Source organism: Vibrio neptunius (assembly GCA_019339365.1).
Lineage (GTDB): Bacteria > Pseudomonadota > Gammaproteobacteria > Enterobacterales > Vibrionaceae > Vibrio > Vibrio neptunius.
In genome coordinates this window covers 3,368,597-3,386,693 of record CP079859.1, presented here as the reverse complement: position 1 = coordinate 3,386,693, position 18,097 = coordinate 3,368,597, and the positions used below count along the sequence as shown (strand labels likewise).

Sequence of the window (18,097 nt, the reverse complement as noted above, 5' to 3'; positions counted from 1 at the left end):
GACTCTCACCTAATTATCTGAATGCCAAAAGAGTAATAGTTTTATGTCTCAGGGATATCTTGAATTTCCTAATATCGATCCCGTTCTGGTTTCGATTGGTCCACTATCAATTCGCTGGTACGGACTGATGTATTTGGTTGGTTTTGCCTTCGCATTATGGTTAGCGAATCGCCGTGCCGATAAGCCAGACAGTGGATGGACACGAGAACAGGTTTCGGACCTATTGTTCGCAGGTTTTCTTGGTGTTGTGATTGGTGGTCGAGTAGGCTATGTAATTTTCTATAATTTTGACCTATTCCTTCAGGACCCACTCTATTTGTTTAAAGTATGGACTGGTGGAATGTCGTTCCACGGTGGTCTATTGGGTGTGATTACGGCGATGTTCTGGTATGCAAAGAAAAATGGACGGACTTTCTTTGGTGTTGCCGACTTTATCGCACCACTTGTGCCATTCGGTCTAGGTATGGGGCGCTTAGGTAACTTTATGAACAGTGAGCTGTGGGGGCGTGTTACTGATGTGCCGTGGGCTATTGTCTTCCCAAATGGCGGTCCTTTGCCTCGCCACCCATCTCAATTGTATGAAATGCTTCTTGAAGGTGTTGTGTTGTTCTTCATTCTTAATTGGTTCATCAAAAAGCCACGTCCTCTAGGTGCGGTGTCAGGGTTATTTTTAGCAGGATATGGTACATTCCGTTTCCTCGTTGAGTACGTTCGTGAGCCCGATGCCCATCTTGGTTTATTTGGTGGATTTATCTCAATGGGACAGATCCTCTCTCTACCTATGGTTATCGTTGGGCTCCTTATGATGGTATGGGCTTACCAGCGTGGTCATTACAAAGATGAAATCCCACAACAAATGAAGTAAGGAACCGGTGTGAAACAGTATTTAGAACTCTGTCAGCGAATTGTTGAGCAAGGTGAGTGGATTGAAAATGAGCGTACAGGCAAACGCTGCCTGACGGTTATCAACGCTGATCTGACTTACGATGTTGGCAGCAACCAGTTCCCATTAGTGACAACGCGTAAAAGCTTTTGGAAAGCTGCGGTGGCTGAGCTGCTCGGTTACATTCGTGGTTACGACAGTGCGGAAGATTTTCGCCAGCTAGGCACCAAAACCTGGGATGCGAACGCCAACCTCAACGAAGCGTGGCTTAATAATCCTTACCGTAAAGGTGAAGATGATATGGGGCGTGTTTATGGTGTTCAAGGGCGTGCATGGGCTAAACCTGACGGTGGTTATATCGACCAGCTACGCAAGATTGTTGATGATTTAACTCGTGGTGTTGATGATCGTGGCGAAATCCTCAATTTCTACAACCCTGGTGAGTTTCATATGGGGTGTTTACGCCCTTGCATGTATAGCCATCATTTCTCTTTGTTAGGTGATACGCTTTATTTAAACAGCACTCAGCGTTCATGTGATGTGCCTCTTGGTCTGAATTTCAATATGGTTCAGGTTTACGTATTCTTGGCAATCATGGCTCAGATAACAGGCAAAAAGCCGGGATTGGCTTACCACAAGATAGTGAATGCTCATATCTATGAAGATCAACTTGAGTTAATGCGTGATGTACAGTTGAAGCGTGAGCCTTTAGCAGTACCTACGTTCCATATTAACCCTGAGATTAAGTCACTAGAAGATTTGGAAACTTGGGTTACGCTCGATGATTTCTGGGTTGAAGGTTACGAGCATCACGATCCGATCCAGTATCCGTTTTCGGTATAATAAACACAAGTTGTGAAAGAGCCGCCTAGCACAGGGCGGCTTTTTTTGTGAGAAATAGAACGGGCTGGGCCCTATGGAACTCTTCGCTACTGGAGATCGGGAGCGGACTTCGCCCTACGGAACGCTGCGCCTTTGGGATGTAGGGACGGGCGAGCTTTGTCCAGATTGAGGAGACCAATGCAATATTGGGTCATTCCATAGAGTGAAGAAGGAGCGAGTAGGGAATCTCCTTAAGCTATCAACTCGCTTTAAGAGATCCCCAACTCGTTCGTACCTCACTCTTGAGGATGACATGGTTTGTTATGCTTTGATGTATGAGCGGTCATCCCATAGAGTGACGAAGGAGCGAGTAGGGAATCTCTCATGGTTTTCAACTTGCTATAAGAGATCCCCAACTCTCTCGTTCCTCGCTCTTGAGGATGACGGTAATAAAAACAAAAGGCTGATATGTATATTGTGCCAACCCTTTAAGTTCTCCAGCTCTCCGTAGGGCGAAGCCCGTTCCCATATCCCTCTTCCTAAACGCAAAAAAGCCCGCAACCTAAGTTACGGGCCTTGCATAAGCGATGGTCTTGCCAATTAAGCCGTCAGCGCTAGGATGCTACCTGGTAGTACAAGGAATACTGCAACAAGGTAACCAGCCACTACAGCTTTGTTCTTCACTGCCATATCGGAGATGATGTCTGCAGCTTTAACTGGTAGTTCACGCAAGAACGGAATACCAAAAATAAAGACGGTGGCTAGTATGTTGAATGCTAAGTGCACCAAAGCAATTTGTAGAGCGAATACTGCGAACTCACCTGATGCAGCTGTTGCCGCCAGTAGTGCAGTAATACATGTACCTATGTTTGCACCTAGAGTGAATGGGTATACGTCACGAACTTTCAATACACCCGAGCCAACAAGTGGAACCATTAGGCTGGTGGTTGTTGATGAAGACTGAACCAGTACGGTAACCACAGATCCAGAGAAAATACCGTGAATTGGGCCACGGCCAATTGCGCTCTTTAGAATTTCACGAGCACGGCCAACCATTAAGCTCTTCATCAGTTTGCCCATTACAGTGATAGCGACGAAGATAGTGGCGATACCAAGAACGATAAGTAGCACGCCGCCGACAGTATCACCAAATGTAGCAAGAGGCTCTTTCACTGCGCTTACAACAGGCTTAGTGATTGGTTTAATGAAGTTTAGACCTTTCATACTCATGTCACCCGTTGCTAGGAATGGTGAAACCAACCAGTGAGAAATCTTTTCTAGAATGCCAAACATCATTTCCAGTGGTAGGAAAATAGCAACCGCCAGAAGGTTGAAGAAGTCGTGAATCGTCGCGCTTGCAAACGCACGTTTGAACTCTTCTTTGTTACGAATATGTCCCAGAGAAACCAATGTATTGGTTACCGTAGTGCCGATGTTTGCACCCATGATCATCGGGATCGCGGTTTCCACAGGTAAGCCGCCAGCCACAAGACCAACGATTATAGAGGTCACTGTACTAGAAGACTGAATAAGAGCGGTGGCGACAAGACCGATCATTAGACCTGCGACCGGGTGTGAAGCAAATTCGAACAACACTTTCGCTTGATCGCCTGTTGCCCATTTAAAGCCACTGCCTACCATAGATACTGCTAGAAGCAGTAGATATAACATGAATGCCAAGTTAGCCCAGCGTAACCAGCGAGTTGTGCTCGAGATAGGTGCCGCTGCAGTAGTAGCTTGGTTCATAATTTTTCTCCGTGGACCGTATAAATTTGTATTGGTCGGTTGTTGAAACTGTGGGCGATAGTAGATGGGAAATATTTCATTAATATTACAGTTGTGTGTAATGGATTTTTTTTTATTTGGATATGAAGATTAGCTTTGTGAATTGAGATTTTAATTTGTTTTAAATTGTTGAAATATAGTTATTTTTTATATTTTAAAATGTTTTAATAGACTGTGAGAAAGTCGACGCAGTTCACGAAACTCAAGCCTTGTATCAGTCTGTATGAACGTGAGTTGTCATAATTCGCTTATTTTTTTTCGGTAAAATTGATTTTTATTGATGAAAAGTTAAGTTTTTCCGAATTATTGTGGTGATTTAAAGCTTCTGCTATAAACATAGCCATATGTAATACAGAGAAAATTTTCATGTCGCACTTAAACTACAACCATCTATATTACTTTTGGATGGTGTGTAAACAAGGCTCAGTGACCAAAGCTGCCGATGCTCTGTTTCTGACCCCTCAGACTGTAACAGGGCAGATCAAGGCGCTTGAAGAGCGAATGGATGGGAAGTTGACTAAAAGGAATGGCCGAAGTATTGAGCCGACAGAACTTGGCCAACTGGTGTTTAAATATGCGGATCGCATGTTTGGTTTGAGCTACGAAATGCTGGATATTGTCAACTATAGCCAGCGCTCAAATATCCTGTTTGATGTCGGTGTCGCGGATGCCTTATCAAAGCGTCTAGTCAGTAAAATTTTGATGACCACAGTACCTCCTGACAACAGTATCCATTTACGCTGTTTTGAATCGACCCATGAGATGTTGCTTGAGCAGTTGTCTCAGCATAAGCTGGATATGATTTTGTCCGATTGCCCAGTCGACTCCAGTCAAAGCCCTGGTTTGTACAGTAAAAAGCTAGGTGAGTGCAATATGAGTTTCTTCTCTAGTAGCAGCGTTGCACAAGCCACATTTCCTTCAGTGCTTGAACAACGGAAATTGTTGATACCTGGCAGCCGAACCGCAATGGGACGAAAAGTTCTCCAATGGTTTGATCGACAAGGGCTTCAACCGAACGTTCTTGGGGAGTTTGATGATGTCGCTCTAATGAAGTCTTTCGCGCGCTATCACCACGATGTTATTTTTCTCGCCCCTTCTTTATATTTATCAGAAGTAGAAAGTGACTTGCCTTTGCAGTTGATTGGTCATATTGATGAACTTAAAGAGGAATACTACGTTATTTTCGCCGAAAGAATGATTCAACACCCTGCTGTGAAGAACGTCTGTGATGCAGACTTCACGAATCTCTTTCAGTGAACACTTTTTTTTGATTTCTACAAATAGATTACTGAGTGCAAATAGATTAGTATCAGCTATAAATGTATCAATTTATAAATTGCAGGCTGAGATTTGTTGATGTTTTGTTGTTTCAAGGGGTACTAGCCGATGAACTTACAAGAAATGGAAAAGAATTCTGCCAAAGCGGTGGTGCTACTTAAAGCGATGGCGAATGAGAGACGTTTGCAGATTTTATGTTTATTGCATAACCAAGAACTCTCTGTTGGGGAGTTATGTAGCAAATTGGAGCTGAGTCAGTCTGCTTTATCGCAACACCTAGCATGGTTACGCCGTGATGGCTTGGTTAATACACGTAAAGAAGCACAAACGGTGTTTTATACGTTAAGTAGTGAAGAAGTGAAATCAATGATCCACTTGCTACACAGCCTATACTGCAGCGAAGTAATGGACTAATGATTCATTATGGTTAGAGCTGAAATGCTCACTGTTTGACGTTGAGATATAAAAAAACCGGCTTGAGCCGGTTTTTTTTCACTGATAAATCAGAGTTCTATTAAAGAGCTTTGATTGCAGCAGCGAAACGAGACTTGTGACGTGCAGCTTTATTCTTGTGAATAAGGCCTTTAGTCGCCATGCGGTCTAGGATTGGTGTAACTGTAGCAAATGCTTCAGTTGCAGCAGCTTTGTCGCCTGCTTCGATAGCAGCAACAGTTTTCTTCATGTAAGTGCGCATCATTGAACGACGGCTAGCATTGTGCTGGCGACGTTTCTCAGCTTGGATAGCGCGCTTCTTAGCAGATTTACTATTTGCCAAGGGTCTAACTCCCAAAAACTTAGGTTCGGTGACAATTTAAGGGCGAGGAATATCCCTCATTTACGCTTAAATGTCAAATGATTTGTGTAAAAACCAATCGGGACCAAACAAATTTTGGATTAGATAGGTCTTCACGGTTAAGATGGCGGGGATTCTATCAGTATTTTTTTTTCATTGCTAATACTAATCTGCTCTAGCCCTGACATTCCTGTCATAGAGTAGAGCCCTATTGAAAGTATTGCAGGATTCCCGAGGTAGCTGTGAGTAAACGTCTGCTCAAGTCAGGCATGATTGTTAGTGCTATGACTTTGATTTCTCGTGTGCTTGGTTTAGTGCGCGATGTAGTAGTGGCGAATTTGATGGGGGCGGGCGCTAGTGCTGACGTCTTCTTTTTTGCCAATAAAATTCCAAATTTCTTACGCCGTTTGTTTGCCGAAGGTGCGTTTTCTCAGGCGTTTGTACCTGTATTGACGGAGTACCATGCCGCAGGCGATATGGATAAGACCCGTCAGTTGATTGCCAGAGCAGCGGGTACTTTAGGTGTGCTTGTTTCTATAGTTACAGTCCTAGGCGTTTTAGGCTCTGGTGTGGTCACGGCACTGTTTGGCTTTGGCTGGTTTCTTGACTGGATGAACGGGGGACCATCGGCTGAAAAGTTTGAGCTGGCGAGCTTCATTCTCAAAATTACCTTTCCTTACTTATGGTTTATTACTTTTGTCGCGTTATCTGGTGCGATTCTCAATACCATGGGTAAATTTGCGGTGTCGTCTTTCACTCCAGTATTTCTCAACGTCATGATCATCCTCTCGGCATGGTTTATTTCGCCGAATATGGCTCAACCTGAAATTGGTCTTGCTATTGGGGTGTTTCTTGGCGGTTTGGTTCAGTTCTTTTTTCAGATCCCTTTCCTTATTAAAGCCGGCGTCATGGTTAAGCCTCAATGGGGATGGCGTGACCCTGGGGTAGTGAAAATCCGTACCCTAATGATTCCAGCTTTGTTCGGTGTATCGGTCAGCCAGATCAATTTGCTGTTTGATACTTTTATTGCCAGCTTCCTTCAAACGGGCTCTATCAGTTGGCTCTATTATTCTGACCGTCTATTGGAATTTCCGCTTGGATTGTTTGGTATTGCTATTGCAACGGTTATTTTGCCAGCCCTATCACGTAAACATGTTGATTCCCATAGTGACGGTTTTTCACATACGATGGATTGGGGAGTCCGCATGGTGACATTGCTCGGTATTCCCGCGATGCTCGGTTTAATGGTGTTGGCAAAGCCTATGCTGATGGTGCTGTTCATGCGCGGTGAGTTCAGCCCACAGGACGTTCACTTTGCTTCGATGTCTCTGGTAGCCTATGCCTCTGGCTTGCTCAATTTTATGTTGATCAAAGTGCTTGCGCCGGGATATTACTCTCGCCAAGACACGAAAACCCCAGTCAAATATGGCATTATCGCCATGGTGACCAATATGGTCTTTAACGCCATTTTTGCTTGGTTCTATGGCTATGTTGGTTTGGCAATCGCAACAGCATTATCAGCGTTTGTTAATATGTCTTTATTGTACCGAGGCTTACATATGGCGGGTGTTTACAAGCTAACGCGCCGCACGGTTTTTTTTGTGATTAAGCTTGCTGTTTCAGGAGGACTGATGGTAGCAGCAATTCTTTGGCAGTTAGAAGATATGTCGGTGTGGTTGACTTGGAGCTTGTTTGAACGAGTGATGTCGCTGCTAGCTTTGATTGGATTAGGTGCAGGTGTTTACCTGATATCGCTCATCATCATGGGTGTGCGCTTAAAAGATTTAAAAGCAGCGACAGAATAAGTAGGATTAGTATATAATCCGTCGGTTTCACGCTTTGCTAATAATAAAAGAGACAGGAATTAGAAGCTGCCAATGGAATTGATCCGAGGTATTCACAATATCAAAGCACACCATTCTGGGTGTGTCCTGACGATAGGAAACTTCGACGGTGTGCATTTGGGTCACCAAGCAGTGCTGCGTCAAGTGTCTGAGCAGGCAGCTAAATTAGGTTTACCTGCCACGGTCATGACTTTTGAACCTCAGCCTTTGGAATTATTTGCAAAAGAGAAAGCACCAGCACGATTAACTCGGTTAAGAGACAAGTTTGTTCAACTGAGAAAATTGAACATAGAACGCTTACTTTGTGTGAATTTCAACAAGCGCTTTGCTAATCAGACTCCGGACGAGTTTATTAGCGACTTGTTGGTGAAGCGATTGGGTGTTAAGTTTCTCGTCGTTGGTGATGATTTCTGCTTTGGAAAAGGCCGAAAAGGCAATTTCCAAATGCTCAAAGAGGCCGGTAAAAAACATGGCTTTGAGGTCGTCAGTACACAAAGTTTCTGTCTTGAGCAATTGCGTGTCAGCAGTACTGCGATACGCGAAGCATTGGCAAGCGATGAGGTAAACTCAGCAGCAGAAATGCTGGGTCGAAATTACAGCATCAGTGGTCGAGTATCACACGGCCGTAAGTTAGGAAGAACGATTGGTTTTCCTACCGCGAATATCCCACTGAAGCGTTGCGTGTCACCTGTATCGGGCGTTTACGTCGTTGAGGCTTTAGGCCTTGGAGGTAAACCGATTGGGGGCGTAGCAAATATTGGCAACCGACCGACCGTGAACGGGGTCCGCCAGCAACTAGAAGTCCATTTATTTGACTTCCAAGCCAATTTATATGGCAAGCAGCTAGAAATCGTACTATTACATAAGCTTCGTGATGAGCATAAATTTGACTCATTTGAAGCATTGAAACAACAAATTGAATTGGATGCTGAAGCAGCAAGGGTGTGGCTGCGTCAGCGTAATCGCTAAACGGTCTAGTCCACCGTTTGGCATAATGTCTAACATTCGCCCAACACAACGGAATTAAGAATCGATGAGTGAGTATAAAGATACCCTGAACCTTCCTGAAACAGGGTTTCCGATGCGCGGCAATCTGGCGAACCGCGAGCCAGAAATGCTTAAGCGTTGGTATAAAGAAGACCTTTACGGTGAAATCCGTAAAGCGAAGAAAGGCAAAAAATCTTTCGTTCTACACGATGGCCCTCCATACGCCAACGGTGACATTCATATTGGTCACGCACTAAACAAGATTCTTAAAGACATTATTATTAAATCCAAAACACTTTCAGGTTTTGATGCGCCTTACATTCCTGGCTGGGACTGCCACGGTCTACCTATTGAATTAATGGTAGAGAAAAAGGTTGGTAAGCCGGGTCAAAAAGTGACAGCGGCTGAGTTCCGTCAGAAATGTCGTGATTATGCTGCTGGCCAGGTTGAAGGTCAAAAAGAGAGTTTCAAACGCCTAGGTATTATGGGGGAGTGGGACAAGCCTTACCGTACTATGGATTTTGCGACTGAAGCAAACATCATTCGAGCTTTAGGTAAGATTGCTGATAATGGCCACCTACTTAAAGGTTTCAAACCTGTTCACTGGTGTACAGACTGTGGCTCTGCACTTGCGGAAGCAGAAGTAGAGTACAAAGATAAAGTTTCTCCATCTATCGACGTACGCTTTAAAGCTGCCGATGAAGCAGTGCTTCTATCTAAGTTCTCATTGAACGAAGGTCATGAAGGCGAAGGCGATATCTCAATCGTTATCTGGACAACCACACCATGGACACTGCCAGCAAACCGCGCAGTATGTCTACGTGATGATCTAGAGTACGTATTAATCCAAGTAGAAGGTGAGTCGAAAGAACGTATCATCGTTGCTTCTGAACTCGCGAAAGACGTGATGGATCGTGCCGGTATCGAGCACTTCCATAACCTTGGTTTTGCAAAAGGCAGCGACCTTGAGCTTTCACAGTTTAACCACCCATTCTACAACTTCACGGTTCCAGCGATCCTTGGCGATCACGTAACCACTGACTCTGGTACTGGTGTGGTTCACACAGCACCTGGTCACGGTCAAGAAGACTTTGCAGTCGGTAACAAATACAACCTAGAAGTGGCTAACCCAGTTGGTTCAAATGGTGTTTACCTGCCGGATACTGAGCTATTTGCTGGCCAACACGTATTCAAGGCTAATGATGCAGTAGTGGAAACGCTAAAAGAGAAAGGCGCGCTGCTACATCACCACGCTTACGAGCACAGCTACCCGCATTGTTGGAGACACAAAACTCCAATCATCTTCCGTGCAACACCACAATGGTTCGTTTCTATGGACCAAGCTGGCCTACGTGCAAAAGCACTAGAGTCAATCAAAGGTGTTGAGTGGATGCCAGAGTGGGGCCAAAGCCGCATCGAAGGTATGATTGAAGGTCGCCCAGAGTGGTGTATCTCTCGTCAACGTACTTGGGGTGTGCCAATCGCTCTATTCGTTCATAAAGAAACGGCAGAGCTTCATCCAAACACTTTAGAACTGATTGAGAAAGTGGCTCAGCTAGTTGAAGAGAAAGGCATTCAAGCTTGGTGGGATCTAGAAATCTCTGACCTACTAGGTGAAGAGGCCGATAAGTACGAGAAAGTACTTGATACGCTAGACGTATGGTTCGACTCAGGTGTGACGCACTACTCAGTGGTTGATGCTCGTGAAGAGTACAACGGCGCGTCGGCAGATTCTATACCTAGAAGGCTCTGACCAACACCGCGGTTGGTTCCAGTCTTCGCTCATTTCATCAATCGCGATGAAAGACGAAGCGCCGTACAAGCAAGTACTTACTCACGGTTTCGTGGTTGACGGTCAAGGCCGTAAAATGTCGAAATCTATCGGTAACGTGGTTGCGCCAAAAGATGTGACTAACAAGCTAGGTGCAGATATCCTGCGTTTATGGGTTGCTTCAACGGACTACACGGGTGAAGTGGCGGTTTCTGATGAAATCCTAAAACGCTCTGCAGATGCGTATCGTCGTATCCGCAACACTGCGCGTTTCTTCCTTGCGAACCTAAGCGGCTTTAACCCAGCAACGGACCTTGTTCCTGCTGAAGAAATGGTGGCTCTAGACCGTTGGGCTGTCGGTCGTGCACTAGCGGCACAAGAAGAGATTGTGAAAGCGTACGGTGAGTACAATACTCACGCTGTAACACAGCGCTTAATGCAGTTCTGTTCTATCGAAATGGGTTCATTTTACCTAGACGTGATTAAAGACCGTCAGTACACAGCGAAACTTGGTGGTCACGCTCAACGTAGCTGTCAGACTGCACTTTACTACATCGTAGAAGCGCTTGTTCGTTGGATGGCACCAATCATGTCGTTCACTGCAGACGAGATCTGGAACGAGATGCCAGGCGAGCGAGATAAGTTTGTTTTCACAGGCGAGTGGTACCAGGGTCTGTTCGGCTTAACTGAAGGCGAAGAACTTAACAACGAATTCTGGGCTGAAATCCAAGCGGTTCGTGGTGGTGTAAACAAACTGCTAGAAGACGCTCGTAAAGAGAAGACTATTGGTGGTTCTCTGCAAGCAGAAGTGACGCTTTACGCTGATGATGCACTAGCGGCCAAGCTAAGCAAGCTGGAAGATGAGCTACGCTTTGCACTACTAACTTCAGCAGCGGTTGTTAAGCCTCTAAGCGAGAAGTCAGAAGCGGCGCAAGCAACAGATGTCGAAGGCCTATTCGTTGAAGTGAAAGCAACTGAAAACGAGAAGTGCGACCGCTGCTGGCACCACACTCCAGATGTTGGCACAACCGAAGGTCACGAGAAGATCTGTGGCCGTTGTGTGTCTAACGTTGATGGTGAAGGCGAAGTACGCAAATTCGCTTAATTTAGCTCAGCTAGAAGTTGAACTTTATTGAAATATTATAGCCCCAGTACATACTGGGGTTATTTTTAACTGCTGTTTTACATAAATTACCAAGAACTTGCCGTCACTTAACCGTAGGGCTTGAATGTGTAGGCAATACTTCGATAAGTGCACAGTAAGCTTGTTGAGATTCCTTACTCACTCATTCTTCGCTCTAAGGAATGACGATTTTGTAATGATAGCCCCGTGTCATCCTCAAGAGGGAGGAACGACCGAGTTGGGGATCTCTTACCGTAGTGTCTAGTTCATGATTTTATAGGAACTTTAATGAGTAATATGCCATTAAAACAATCAGGTGTACGCTGGCTTTGGCTAGCATTGGTTATCTTTCTAGCAGATATCGGCATCAAGCTGTTTGTGATGGATAACATGGGTTATGGCTGGGCGAACCGTATTGAGGTACTGCCTTTCTTTAATCTACTTTACGTACATAACTACGGTGCTGCATTTAGCTTCCTGAGCGATCAGGCTGGCTGGCAACGTTGGTTGTTTACGGGGATCGCTTTTGCCGTAACCGCTATGCTGACTTACTGGATGAGTAAACTGCCAGCAAAAGAGAAATGGAACAATGTGGCTTATGCCATGATCATCGGTGGTGCAGTGGGTAACGTATTTGATCGTGTGGTACACGGTTATGTTGTCGATTACTTAGACTTTTTCTGGGGTAACTACCACTGGCCAGCATTTAATTTGGCTGACAGCACCATTTGTATTGGCGCTGCAATGATTATCCTTGACGGATTTCGTAAAAAAGGCGCTGGAACCGAAGTGTAAGCCCATAATGATCGAATAACCCTAAGCGCTGTCTGTTGATTCAGAGAGCGCTTTTTAATATAACGAAGCCTCTATTGAATAGAAGCCAAGCTCTCCAATAACAAGGAAACGTATTGTGACCACTATTGTCCAGGAATCCGCAGTAACGCTGCATTTTACTATCAAACTTAAAGATGGCTCTGTTGCTGATAGCACGCATAACATGGGTAAACCTGCCAAGCTCGTGATTGGTGATGGCAGCCTAAGTGAAAACTTTGAGCAATGCTTGCTAGGACTTGAAGTGGGTGAGAAAAAGGCGATTGAACTGAAAGCCGAAGATGCCTTTGGCGCTCCGAACCCAGACAATGTGCATCATATGGATCGTGCAAGATTTGTCGGTGATGCAGACGTTGAAGTGGGAACCATCATGGCTTTCTCTGGCCCTGATGGTATGGAAATACCTGGCATTATTACCGAAATTGCGGGTGATTCAGTGACAGTGGATTTCAACCACCCTCTAGCAGGGCAAGATGTGACTTTTGAAGTTGAAATTTTGTCAGTAGAATAGCCGCCTGAAGCGATAAAATAATCACTATGAGCAATGAAATGAAAATTCTTTTAGCCAACCCACGTGGCTTCTGTGCAGGTGTTGATCGTGCGATCAGCATTGTCGAACGTGCATTGGAAATGTATCAACCACCGATTTATGTTCGTCATGAAGTCGTGCACAATCGATTTGTGGTCGAAGGCCTCAAACAAAGAGGCGCTATCTTTGTCGAAGAGCTTCATGAAGTGCCTGATGACAATATTGTGATTTTCTCTGCTCATGGTGTGTCTCAGGCTGTACGCAAAGAAGCGAAAGAACGTGACTTGACCGTTTTTGATGCAACTTGTCCACTTGTGACTAAAGTCCATATGGAAGTGGCTCGTGCAAGCCGCCGTCATATGGAAGTGGTTTTGATTGGTCATGCAGGGCATCCCGAAGTAGAAGGTACAATGGGCCAGTATGCCAGTGAACAAGGTGGTATGTACCTAGTTGAGACGCCAACAGATGTGGTTACTCTCAAAGCGAAAGTCAAAGACCCGAGCAACCTTCATTATGTAAGTCAGACAACATTGTCGGTAGATGAAACTGCAGATGTGATTAACGAACTTCGACGTGTGTTCCCTGAAATTCAGGGCCCACGTAAAGACGATATTTGTTATGCCACGCAGAATCGTCAGGATGCGGTGCGCGAGATGGCAACGGACGTTGATGTTGTGATTGTTGTCGGTTCTAAGAATTCATCTAACTCAACTCGTCTGAAAGAGCTGGCTGAGAAGTTAGGTACTCCAGGGTATCTAACAGATTGCCCGGAAGACATTCAACCAGAGTGGTTTAACGATAAAGTAAAAGTGGGTGTAACGGCGGGAGCATCCGCGCCAGAAGAGCTGGTTAACCAGATTTTGGAACGCATCAAAGAGCTCGCTGGCACCCGTTCAGTAGAAGAAGTTCTAGGTCGTGAAGAAAACATGTTCTTTGAAGTACCAAAAGAGTTACAGATTAAACAAGTTGACTAGCGATTTGAAAGGGTAAAAAGGCGACATTAAGTCGCCTTTTTTAGATCCCGTTTAAATCCAGTTAGCAGGTTTTGAACTCAGTTTTTGCTATAGACCTAGCGTGACAGTTTTTAGACCAAAGAAAAGGCTCCCTAAGGAGCCCTATTCAATATGCCAATCAATTGGCTTAAGCGGTTTCAGTTGCCACTTTGGTTTCGTTTTCATCCTCTAGGTCAGTTTCCCCTTTGCCTCTAGATTTTTGGATGACGTAGGCCGTTGTCGCGAGCGAGAACAAGATGCCAGCGATGGTCGACACGTTCATTGGTAGCCCAAATCCTAGCGTGCTGTTGTTAAGGATAAAGGTCACCACGACAGTCGTCATAAAGATGGCTGGAATCGTCGTGATCCAGTGCAGTTTGTTGTGACGAAGCAGGTAAGCTGAAGCTGTCCACAGCATCATGACTGCGGTTGTCTGGTTAGCGAAGCCGAAGTAACGCCAGATAACACCGAAGTCTACTTGAGTTAGGATGCCACCAATCACGAAAAGAGGGACTGCCATCAGTAGGCGATTACGCAGAGTCTTCTGCTCCATGTTGAAGTATTCGGCTAAGATCAAACGGCTAGAGCGGAACGCAGTATCACCAGATGTGATGGGCAAGATAACAACGCCTAAGAAGGCAATCACACCACCAACTACGCCAAGTAGGCCAAACGAAGAGCTGTAGACCACATTACCAGGCCCGCCGTTTTTCACGGCTTCAGAGAGCGCGTCGAGATTGCCGAAGAAAGACAGCGCAATCGCACACCAGATAAGCGCAATCACACCTTCACCAATCATGGCACCGTAGAAAACGAAGCGACCGTTCTTCTCATTCTCCATACAACGAGCCATCAAAGGTGACTGAGTAGCATGGAAACCAGAGATAGCACCGCAGGCAATGGTGATAAATAGAGCGGGCCATAGTGGCATGTCGTTCGGGTTCAGGTTGGTGAACATATCCGTTATCTGAAAATCACCCATTACCGTGTGCTCGCTTGATAGCGCAACTGCTGTCATCAGGCCAACCGACATAAAAAATAAGCAGTGCGCCAAAGAGTGGATAGAAGCGGCCAATGATTTTGTCGACAGGAACAATAGTGGCGATAATGTAGTAAGCAAAAATAGCGATAACCATTGATGTCATGCTGACAGAGATGCTGGTTTGTTCATTGATTAGATTGGTGATCATACCTGCTGGTGCAGAAACAAAGACGACACCTACAAGTAACAATAAAACAATGGCAAAGATATTCATAAAGTGTTTTGCACCATTGCCTAGATAGCGACCTGTGATTGTTGGCACAGAAGCTCCACCGTTACGTACCGACAGCATACCTGAGAAGTAATCGTGCACTGCGCCAGCGAAAATACAACCGACAACAATCCAAAGCATTGCCGCAGGGCCATACAGTGCGCCCATAATGGGACCGAAGATAGGCCCAACACCAGCGATGTTCAGAAGCTGAACCAGATAGACTTTCTTAGTCGACATTGGAACAAAATCCACACCGTCCGCCTTCGTATGAGCCGGTGTCTGGCGCTTTTCATTAATACCGAAGATTCTTTCAACCAATGACCCGTAGAGGAAGTATCCGCCTATCAGAGCAGCAACACAGGTTAGAAACCACAACATAGCACTTGTTCCTTAGTCAAGATTTAATAAGTTCAGTTTCAATGTTACGCTTCTCGATGACCATTCTCATTCAAATCTCAGCTGAGTGGTCATATGACAGGCTGAGTGGTAATTGGCACTGTTAAGCGGTTTTTAGTGCATCTCAGTGGCAAAGTCGGGCATTTAGTGTTTTGATTAAGAGACCTTCAATAAAAACAAGGAAAAACAATGAGAAGACTCATTTTTCTGATGTTGGTATCTACGTTAATGGCGTGTACTGCTAGTACTGAGCAACTGGCTCACGAAGGAGATTGGTATGAGATTGGATATCGAGATGGTATTCGTGGCCACTCTCAGCGCTCTTTTAAAGAGTTAGCCAGTTTAGGCAGTGCGATGCAGGGAGATTATGAGCAAGGTTATCTGATAGGAATCCAAGAGTACTGCAACCCCAACTTTGCTTATCAGATTGGTTTAACGGGGCAGTATTATGAAGGTGTGTGTGAAGGCACGGCAGAAGCGCAGAAATTTCGTATGGAATGGAAGCGTGGCTGGGATGAACATGCGAACGAATATTAAATAATAAAGGCTTGGTATCTACCAAGCCTTTATTGTTATTGATTGTGTTTTTCTACTGCTCGTCTCAGGAAGCCTTCCTGATGATTTAGTTGACTTCTAGCACTGTCGACATCCATTCCGGTCAGGAGCATTAAGATGGCCAATTTGACGTCATAGTCGGTTCGTTCAAGCGTATTGACGGCTTGCTGTTTGTCGCACTCAGTCGCCTGCATGACAATGCGAGCGGCACGTGCGACCAGTTTCTTGTTGGTCGCTTTCACATCAACCATCAAGTTTTGATAACTCTTACCCAAACGGATCATACTGGCCGTGGTCAGCATATTGAGAACAAGCTTCTGCGCCGTTCCTGACTTCAATCGCGTTGACCCCGTTAATGCCTCTGGTCCTACTACTGGACTAATCGCGATCTGTGCGACTTCCGCAATGATCGAATCCGGATTACATGACAAAGCCACTGTCGTCGCTCCAAGGTCGTTAGCGTATTCCAGCGCACCAATAACGTAAGGCGTTCGGCCGCTAGCTGCAATGCCTACCACGACGTCTTTATCGCTGAACTCAATAGACTTCAAATCAGCAACGCCAAGCTCCGGCGAATCTTCCGCGCCTTCCTTGGCTTTGAGGATAGCATCCGGGCCGCCTGCAATCAGGCCGATGACCATTTGATCGGAGACGCCAAACGTAGGGGGACACTCCGAGGCATCAAGGACCCCTAAACGTCCGCTGGTACCAGCGCCCATATACACTAAGCGGCCACCCGATTTGAATGCTTGAGTGATTTTGTCCACCGCCTGAGCAATGTCAGGCAGCACTTTTTCTACCGCGAGTGGAACGAGCTTATCTTGCTGGTTAATTCTTTTAACGATTTCCAGAGAAGGCAGCAGGTCAATATCCATTGTTTCTGGGTTACGACCTTCAGAAACCAAATGGGAAAGTGCTGCGATGAGTGCATCGTTGGTCATAATCGTCCTTATTTAATCGGCAAAATACATCACACCAAGAGAAGCAGGATGGCTCGCTCCGGTGACTTCTGGCAAATTGCTTGGCTGATTGTGAATGCGGCGATAGGCAAGCCAAGCAAATGCCATCGCTTCCATGTTCTGACTATCAACACCTTGTGAATCTGTAGAGTCGACAGACCATGCTGGAAGTAATGCTTTCAGGCGGCTCATCAGCAGTGGATTACAGGTGCCACCGCCACAAACTAATAATTGCGGCTGCTCCCCCAGCGAGTACTTTTCGACCTCTAAGCTGATGGTTTGCGCAGTGTATTCGCACAATGTTCGCTGAACATCTTCAGCAGAGCAGTTATGGTTGCTTAGAATAGCCTCTAACCAAGGCAAGTTAAACCGCTCTCGACCTGTGCTCTTTGGCGCTTTTTGTGCGAGGTAAGGCTCTTGAAGTAGAGCGTTGAGCAGTGCTGTATCGATATGGCCTTGTTGTGCGAACAAGGCGTCTCTATCAAAAGGCTGGCCTTGGTGCTGGTGACACCAAGCATCCATCAACATGTTGCCCGGTCCGGTATCGTAACCGATGACAGGGTGATCAGGGCGAAGCACGGAGATGTTGGCAATCCCGCCAATATTGAGCACTACTATGCTCGATGTATTTGATTGAAACAGCGACCTGTGAAAGGCTGGAACCAGTGGTGCGCCTTGCCCGCCCAATGCCATATCTTTACGTCTAAAATCGGCAATGGTTGTAATGCCTGTTCGCGTTGCAATGATATTGGCATCACCGAGCTGAGTAGTAAACGGCGCGTCACCCGTAGGTTGATGGAAAACCGTCTGACCGTGGTTACCGATTGCGGTAATCTGCTCCTTACTTTGGCCTGTTTTTTCAAGTAAGGCTAACACTGCATCAGCATACAAGTGCCCCAGCTGATGGTCCAGTGTGCCTATCTGCTTTAAGTTGGTTTGTTGGCCGAGACAGATATCGAGTACTTGTTCTTTAATTATCGAAGGTATTGGGTAATCGCTATGGTCGATTAACTGAATGTGCTCGTCCCTTACCTCTACTAGGGCGACATCGATACCGTCTAGACTGGTGCCAGACATGATGCCAATATAAAGCTCTTTATCCATTGCGAATTTCCACCTGTTCTCCGGCTGATAGAGTAGCACCGTCAGTGCGCCTCCTTTTTGGCGTGAACTAATCACCGATATGTTGTTGCTAGTATGCGCCCAAACTTCCTAAAAAAGCGATATCTCACTCATTATTTTCACTGTACTTTGTCACAAGCTCATCAATATGATTTTGCCGACGCCTAAGGA

The 18,097-nt window shown here is 45.6% G+C and carries 14 protein-coding genes and 2 pseudogenes; 11 read left to right on the top strand and 5 right to left on the bottom strand.

Annotation, left to right across the window (positions count from 1 at the left end):
• The first annotated feature begins 43 nt into the window (after positions 1-43).
• Both lgt and KW548_15700 read left to right on the top strand, forming a co-directional pair.
• Entirely contained in the window at positions 44-865 is an 822-nt protein-coding gene (lgt, locus tag KW548_15705; protein ID QXX06480.1) for a prolipoprotein diacylglyceryl transferase, read from the top strand.
• Positions 866-874: 9 nt separating this feature from the next.
• Positions 875-1,726, top strand: a complete 852-nt coding sequence (locus KW548_15700; protein ID QXX06479.1) for a thymidylate synthase — start codon at positions 875-877, stop codon at positions 1,724-1,726.
• A 579-nt stretch (positions 1,727-2,305) separates the two neighbouring features.
• On the opposite strand, the gene KW548_15695 is transcribed toward KW548_15700, so the two are convergent.
• Positions 2,306-3,451, bottom strand: coding sequence for a Na/Pi symporter (locus tag KW548_15695; GenBank protein QXX06478.1), 1,146 nt, complete (start codon positions 3,449-3,451; stop codon positions 2,306-2,308).
• 405 nt (positions 3,452-3,856) lie between these two features.
• On the opposite strand from KW548_15695, the gene nhaR reads away from it, so the two are divergent.
• Together nhaR and KW548_15685 are read left to right on the top strand one after the other, a co-directional pair.
• On the top strand, positions 3,857-4,747 hold the full coding sequence (nhaR, locus tag KW548_15690) for a transcriptional activator NhaR (GenBank protein QXX06477.1): 891 nt from the start codon (positions 3,857-3,859) through the stop codon (positions 4,745-4,747).
• Positions 4,748-4,876: 129 nt separating this feature from the next.
• Positions 4,877-5,182, top strand: coding sequence for a metalloregulator ArsR/SmtB family transcription factor (locus tag KW548_15685; protein ID QXX06476.1), 306 nt, complete (start codon positions 4,877-4,879; stop codon positions 5,180-5,182).
• Positions 5,183-5,282: 100 nt separating this feature from the next.
• Here the strand turns inward: KW548_15685 and rpsT are convergent, their stop codons facing one another.
• Positions 5,283-5,543: a 30S ribosomal protein S20 gene (gene rpsT / locus KW548_15680; GenBank protein QXX06475.1), complete on the bottom strand. Its 261-nt coding sequence runs from the start codon at positions 5,541-5,543 to the stop codon at positions 5,283-5,285.
• A gap of 260 nt (positions 5,544-5,803) precedes the next feature.
• On the opposite strand from rpsT, the gene murJ reads away from it, so the two are divergent.
• From murJ to ispH, 6 genes and pseudogenes are all read left to right on the top strand, one after another.
• Positions 5,804-7,366, top strand: a complete 1,563-nt coding sequence (gene murJ / locus KW548_15675) for a murein biosynthesis integral membrane protein MurJ (protein ID QXX06474.1) — start codon at positions 5,804-5,806, stop codon at positions 7,364-7,366.
• Positions 7,367-7,438: 72 nt separating this feature from the next.
• Entirely contained in the window at positions 7,439-8,374 is a 936-nt protein-coding gene (gene ribF, locus KW548_15670) for a bifunctional riboflavin kinase/FAD synthetase (protein QXX06473.1), read from the top strand.
• A 64-nt stretch (positions 8,375-8,438) separates the two neighbouring features.
• Positions 8,439-11,268: pseudogene (gene ileS / locus KW548_15665) on the top strand (isoleucine--tRNA ligase).
• A gap of 306 nt (positions 11,269-11,574) precedes the next feature.
• Positions 11,575-12,081 carry a signal peptidase II gene (lspA, locus tag KW548_15660; GenBank protein QXX06472.1) on the top strand — a complete coding sequence of 169 codons (507 nt, stop codon included), beginning with the start codon at positions 11,575-11,577 and terminating at the stop codon, positions 12,079-12,081.
• A gap of 115 nt (positions 12,082-12,196) precedes the next feature.
• Complete coding sequence (gene fkpB / locus KW548_15655; GenBank protein ID QXX06471.1) at positions 12,197-12,628, top strand: FKBP-type peptidyl-prolyl cis-trans isomerase; 432 nt, start codon at positions 12,197-12,199, stop codon at positions 12,626-12,628.
• A gap of 26 nt (positions 12,629-12,654) precedes the next feature.
• Entirely contained in the window at positions 12,655-13,620 is a 966-nt protein-coding gene (ispH, locus tag KW548_15650; GenBank protein ID QXX06470.1) for a 4-hydroxy-3-methylbut-2-enyl diphosphate reductase, read from the top strand.
• A gap of 166 nt (positions 13,621-13,786) precedes the next feature.
• On the opposite strand, the pseudogene KW548_15645 reads toward ispH, so the two are convergent.
• A pseudogene (locus tag KW548_15645) lies at positions 13,787-15,272 on the bottom strand (carbon starvation protein A).
• 207 nt (positions 15,273-15,479) lie between these two features.
• Between KW548_15645 and KW548_15640 the strand changes: the two are divergent.
• On the top strand, positions 15,480-15,827 hold the full coding sequence (locus KW548_15640) for a DUF2799 domain-containing protein (GenBank protein QXX06469.1): 348 nt from the start codon (positions 15,480-15,482) through the stop codon (positions 15,825-15,827).
• Between the two features lie 35 nt (positions 15,828-15,862).
• Here the strand turns inward: KW548_15640 and murQ are convergent, their stop codons facing one another.
• Both murQ and KW548_15630 read right to left on the bottom strand, forming a co-directional pair.
• A complete protein-coding gene (murQ, locus tag KW548_15635) occupies positions 15,863-16,786 on the bottom strand; it encodes an N-acetylmuramic acid 6-phosphate etherase (protein ID QXX06468.1) in 924 nt (307 codons plus the stop codon).
• Between the two features lie 12 nt (positions 16,787-16,798).
• Positions 16,799-17,908 carry an anhydro-N-acetylmuramic acid kinase gene (locus tag KW548_15630; GenBank protein ID QXX06467.1) on the bottom strand — a complete coding sequence of 370 codons (1,110 nt, stop codon included), beginning with the start codon at positions 17,906-17,908 and terminating at the stop codon, positions 16,799-16,801.
• Between the last annotated feature and the right edge of the window lie 189 nt (positions 17,909-18,097).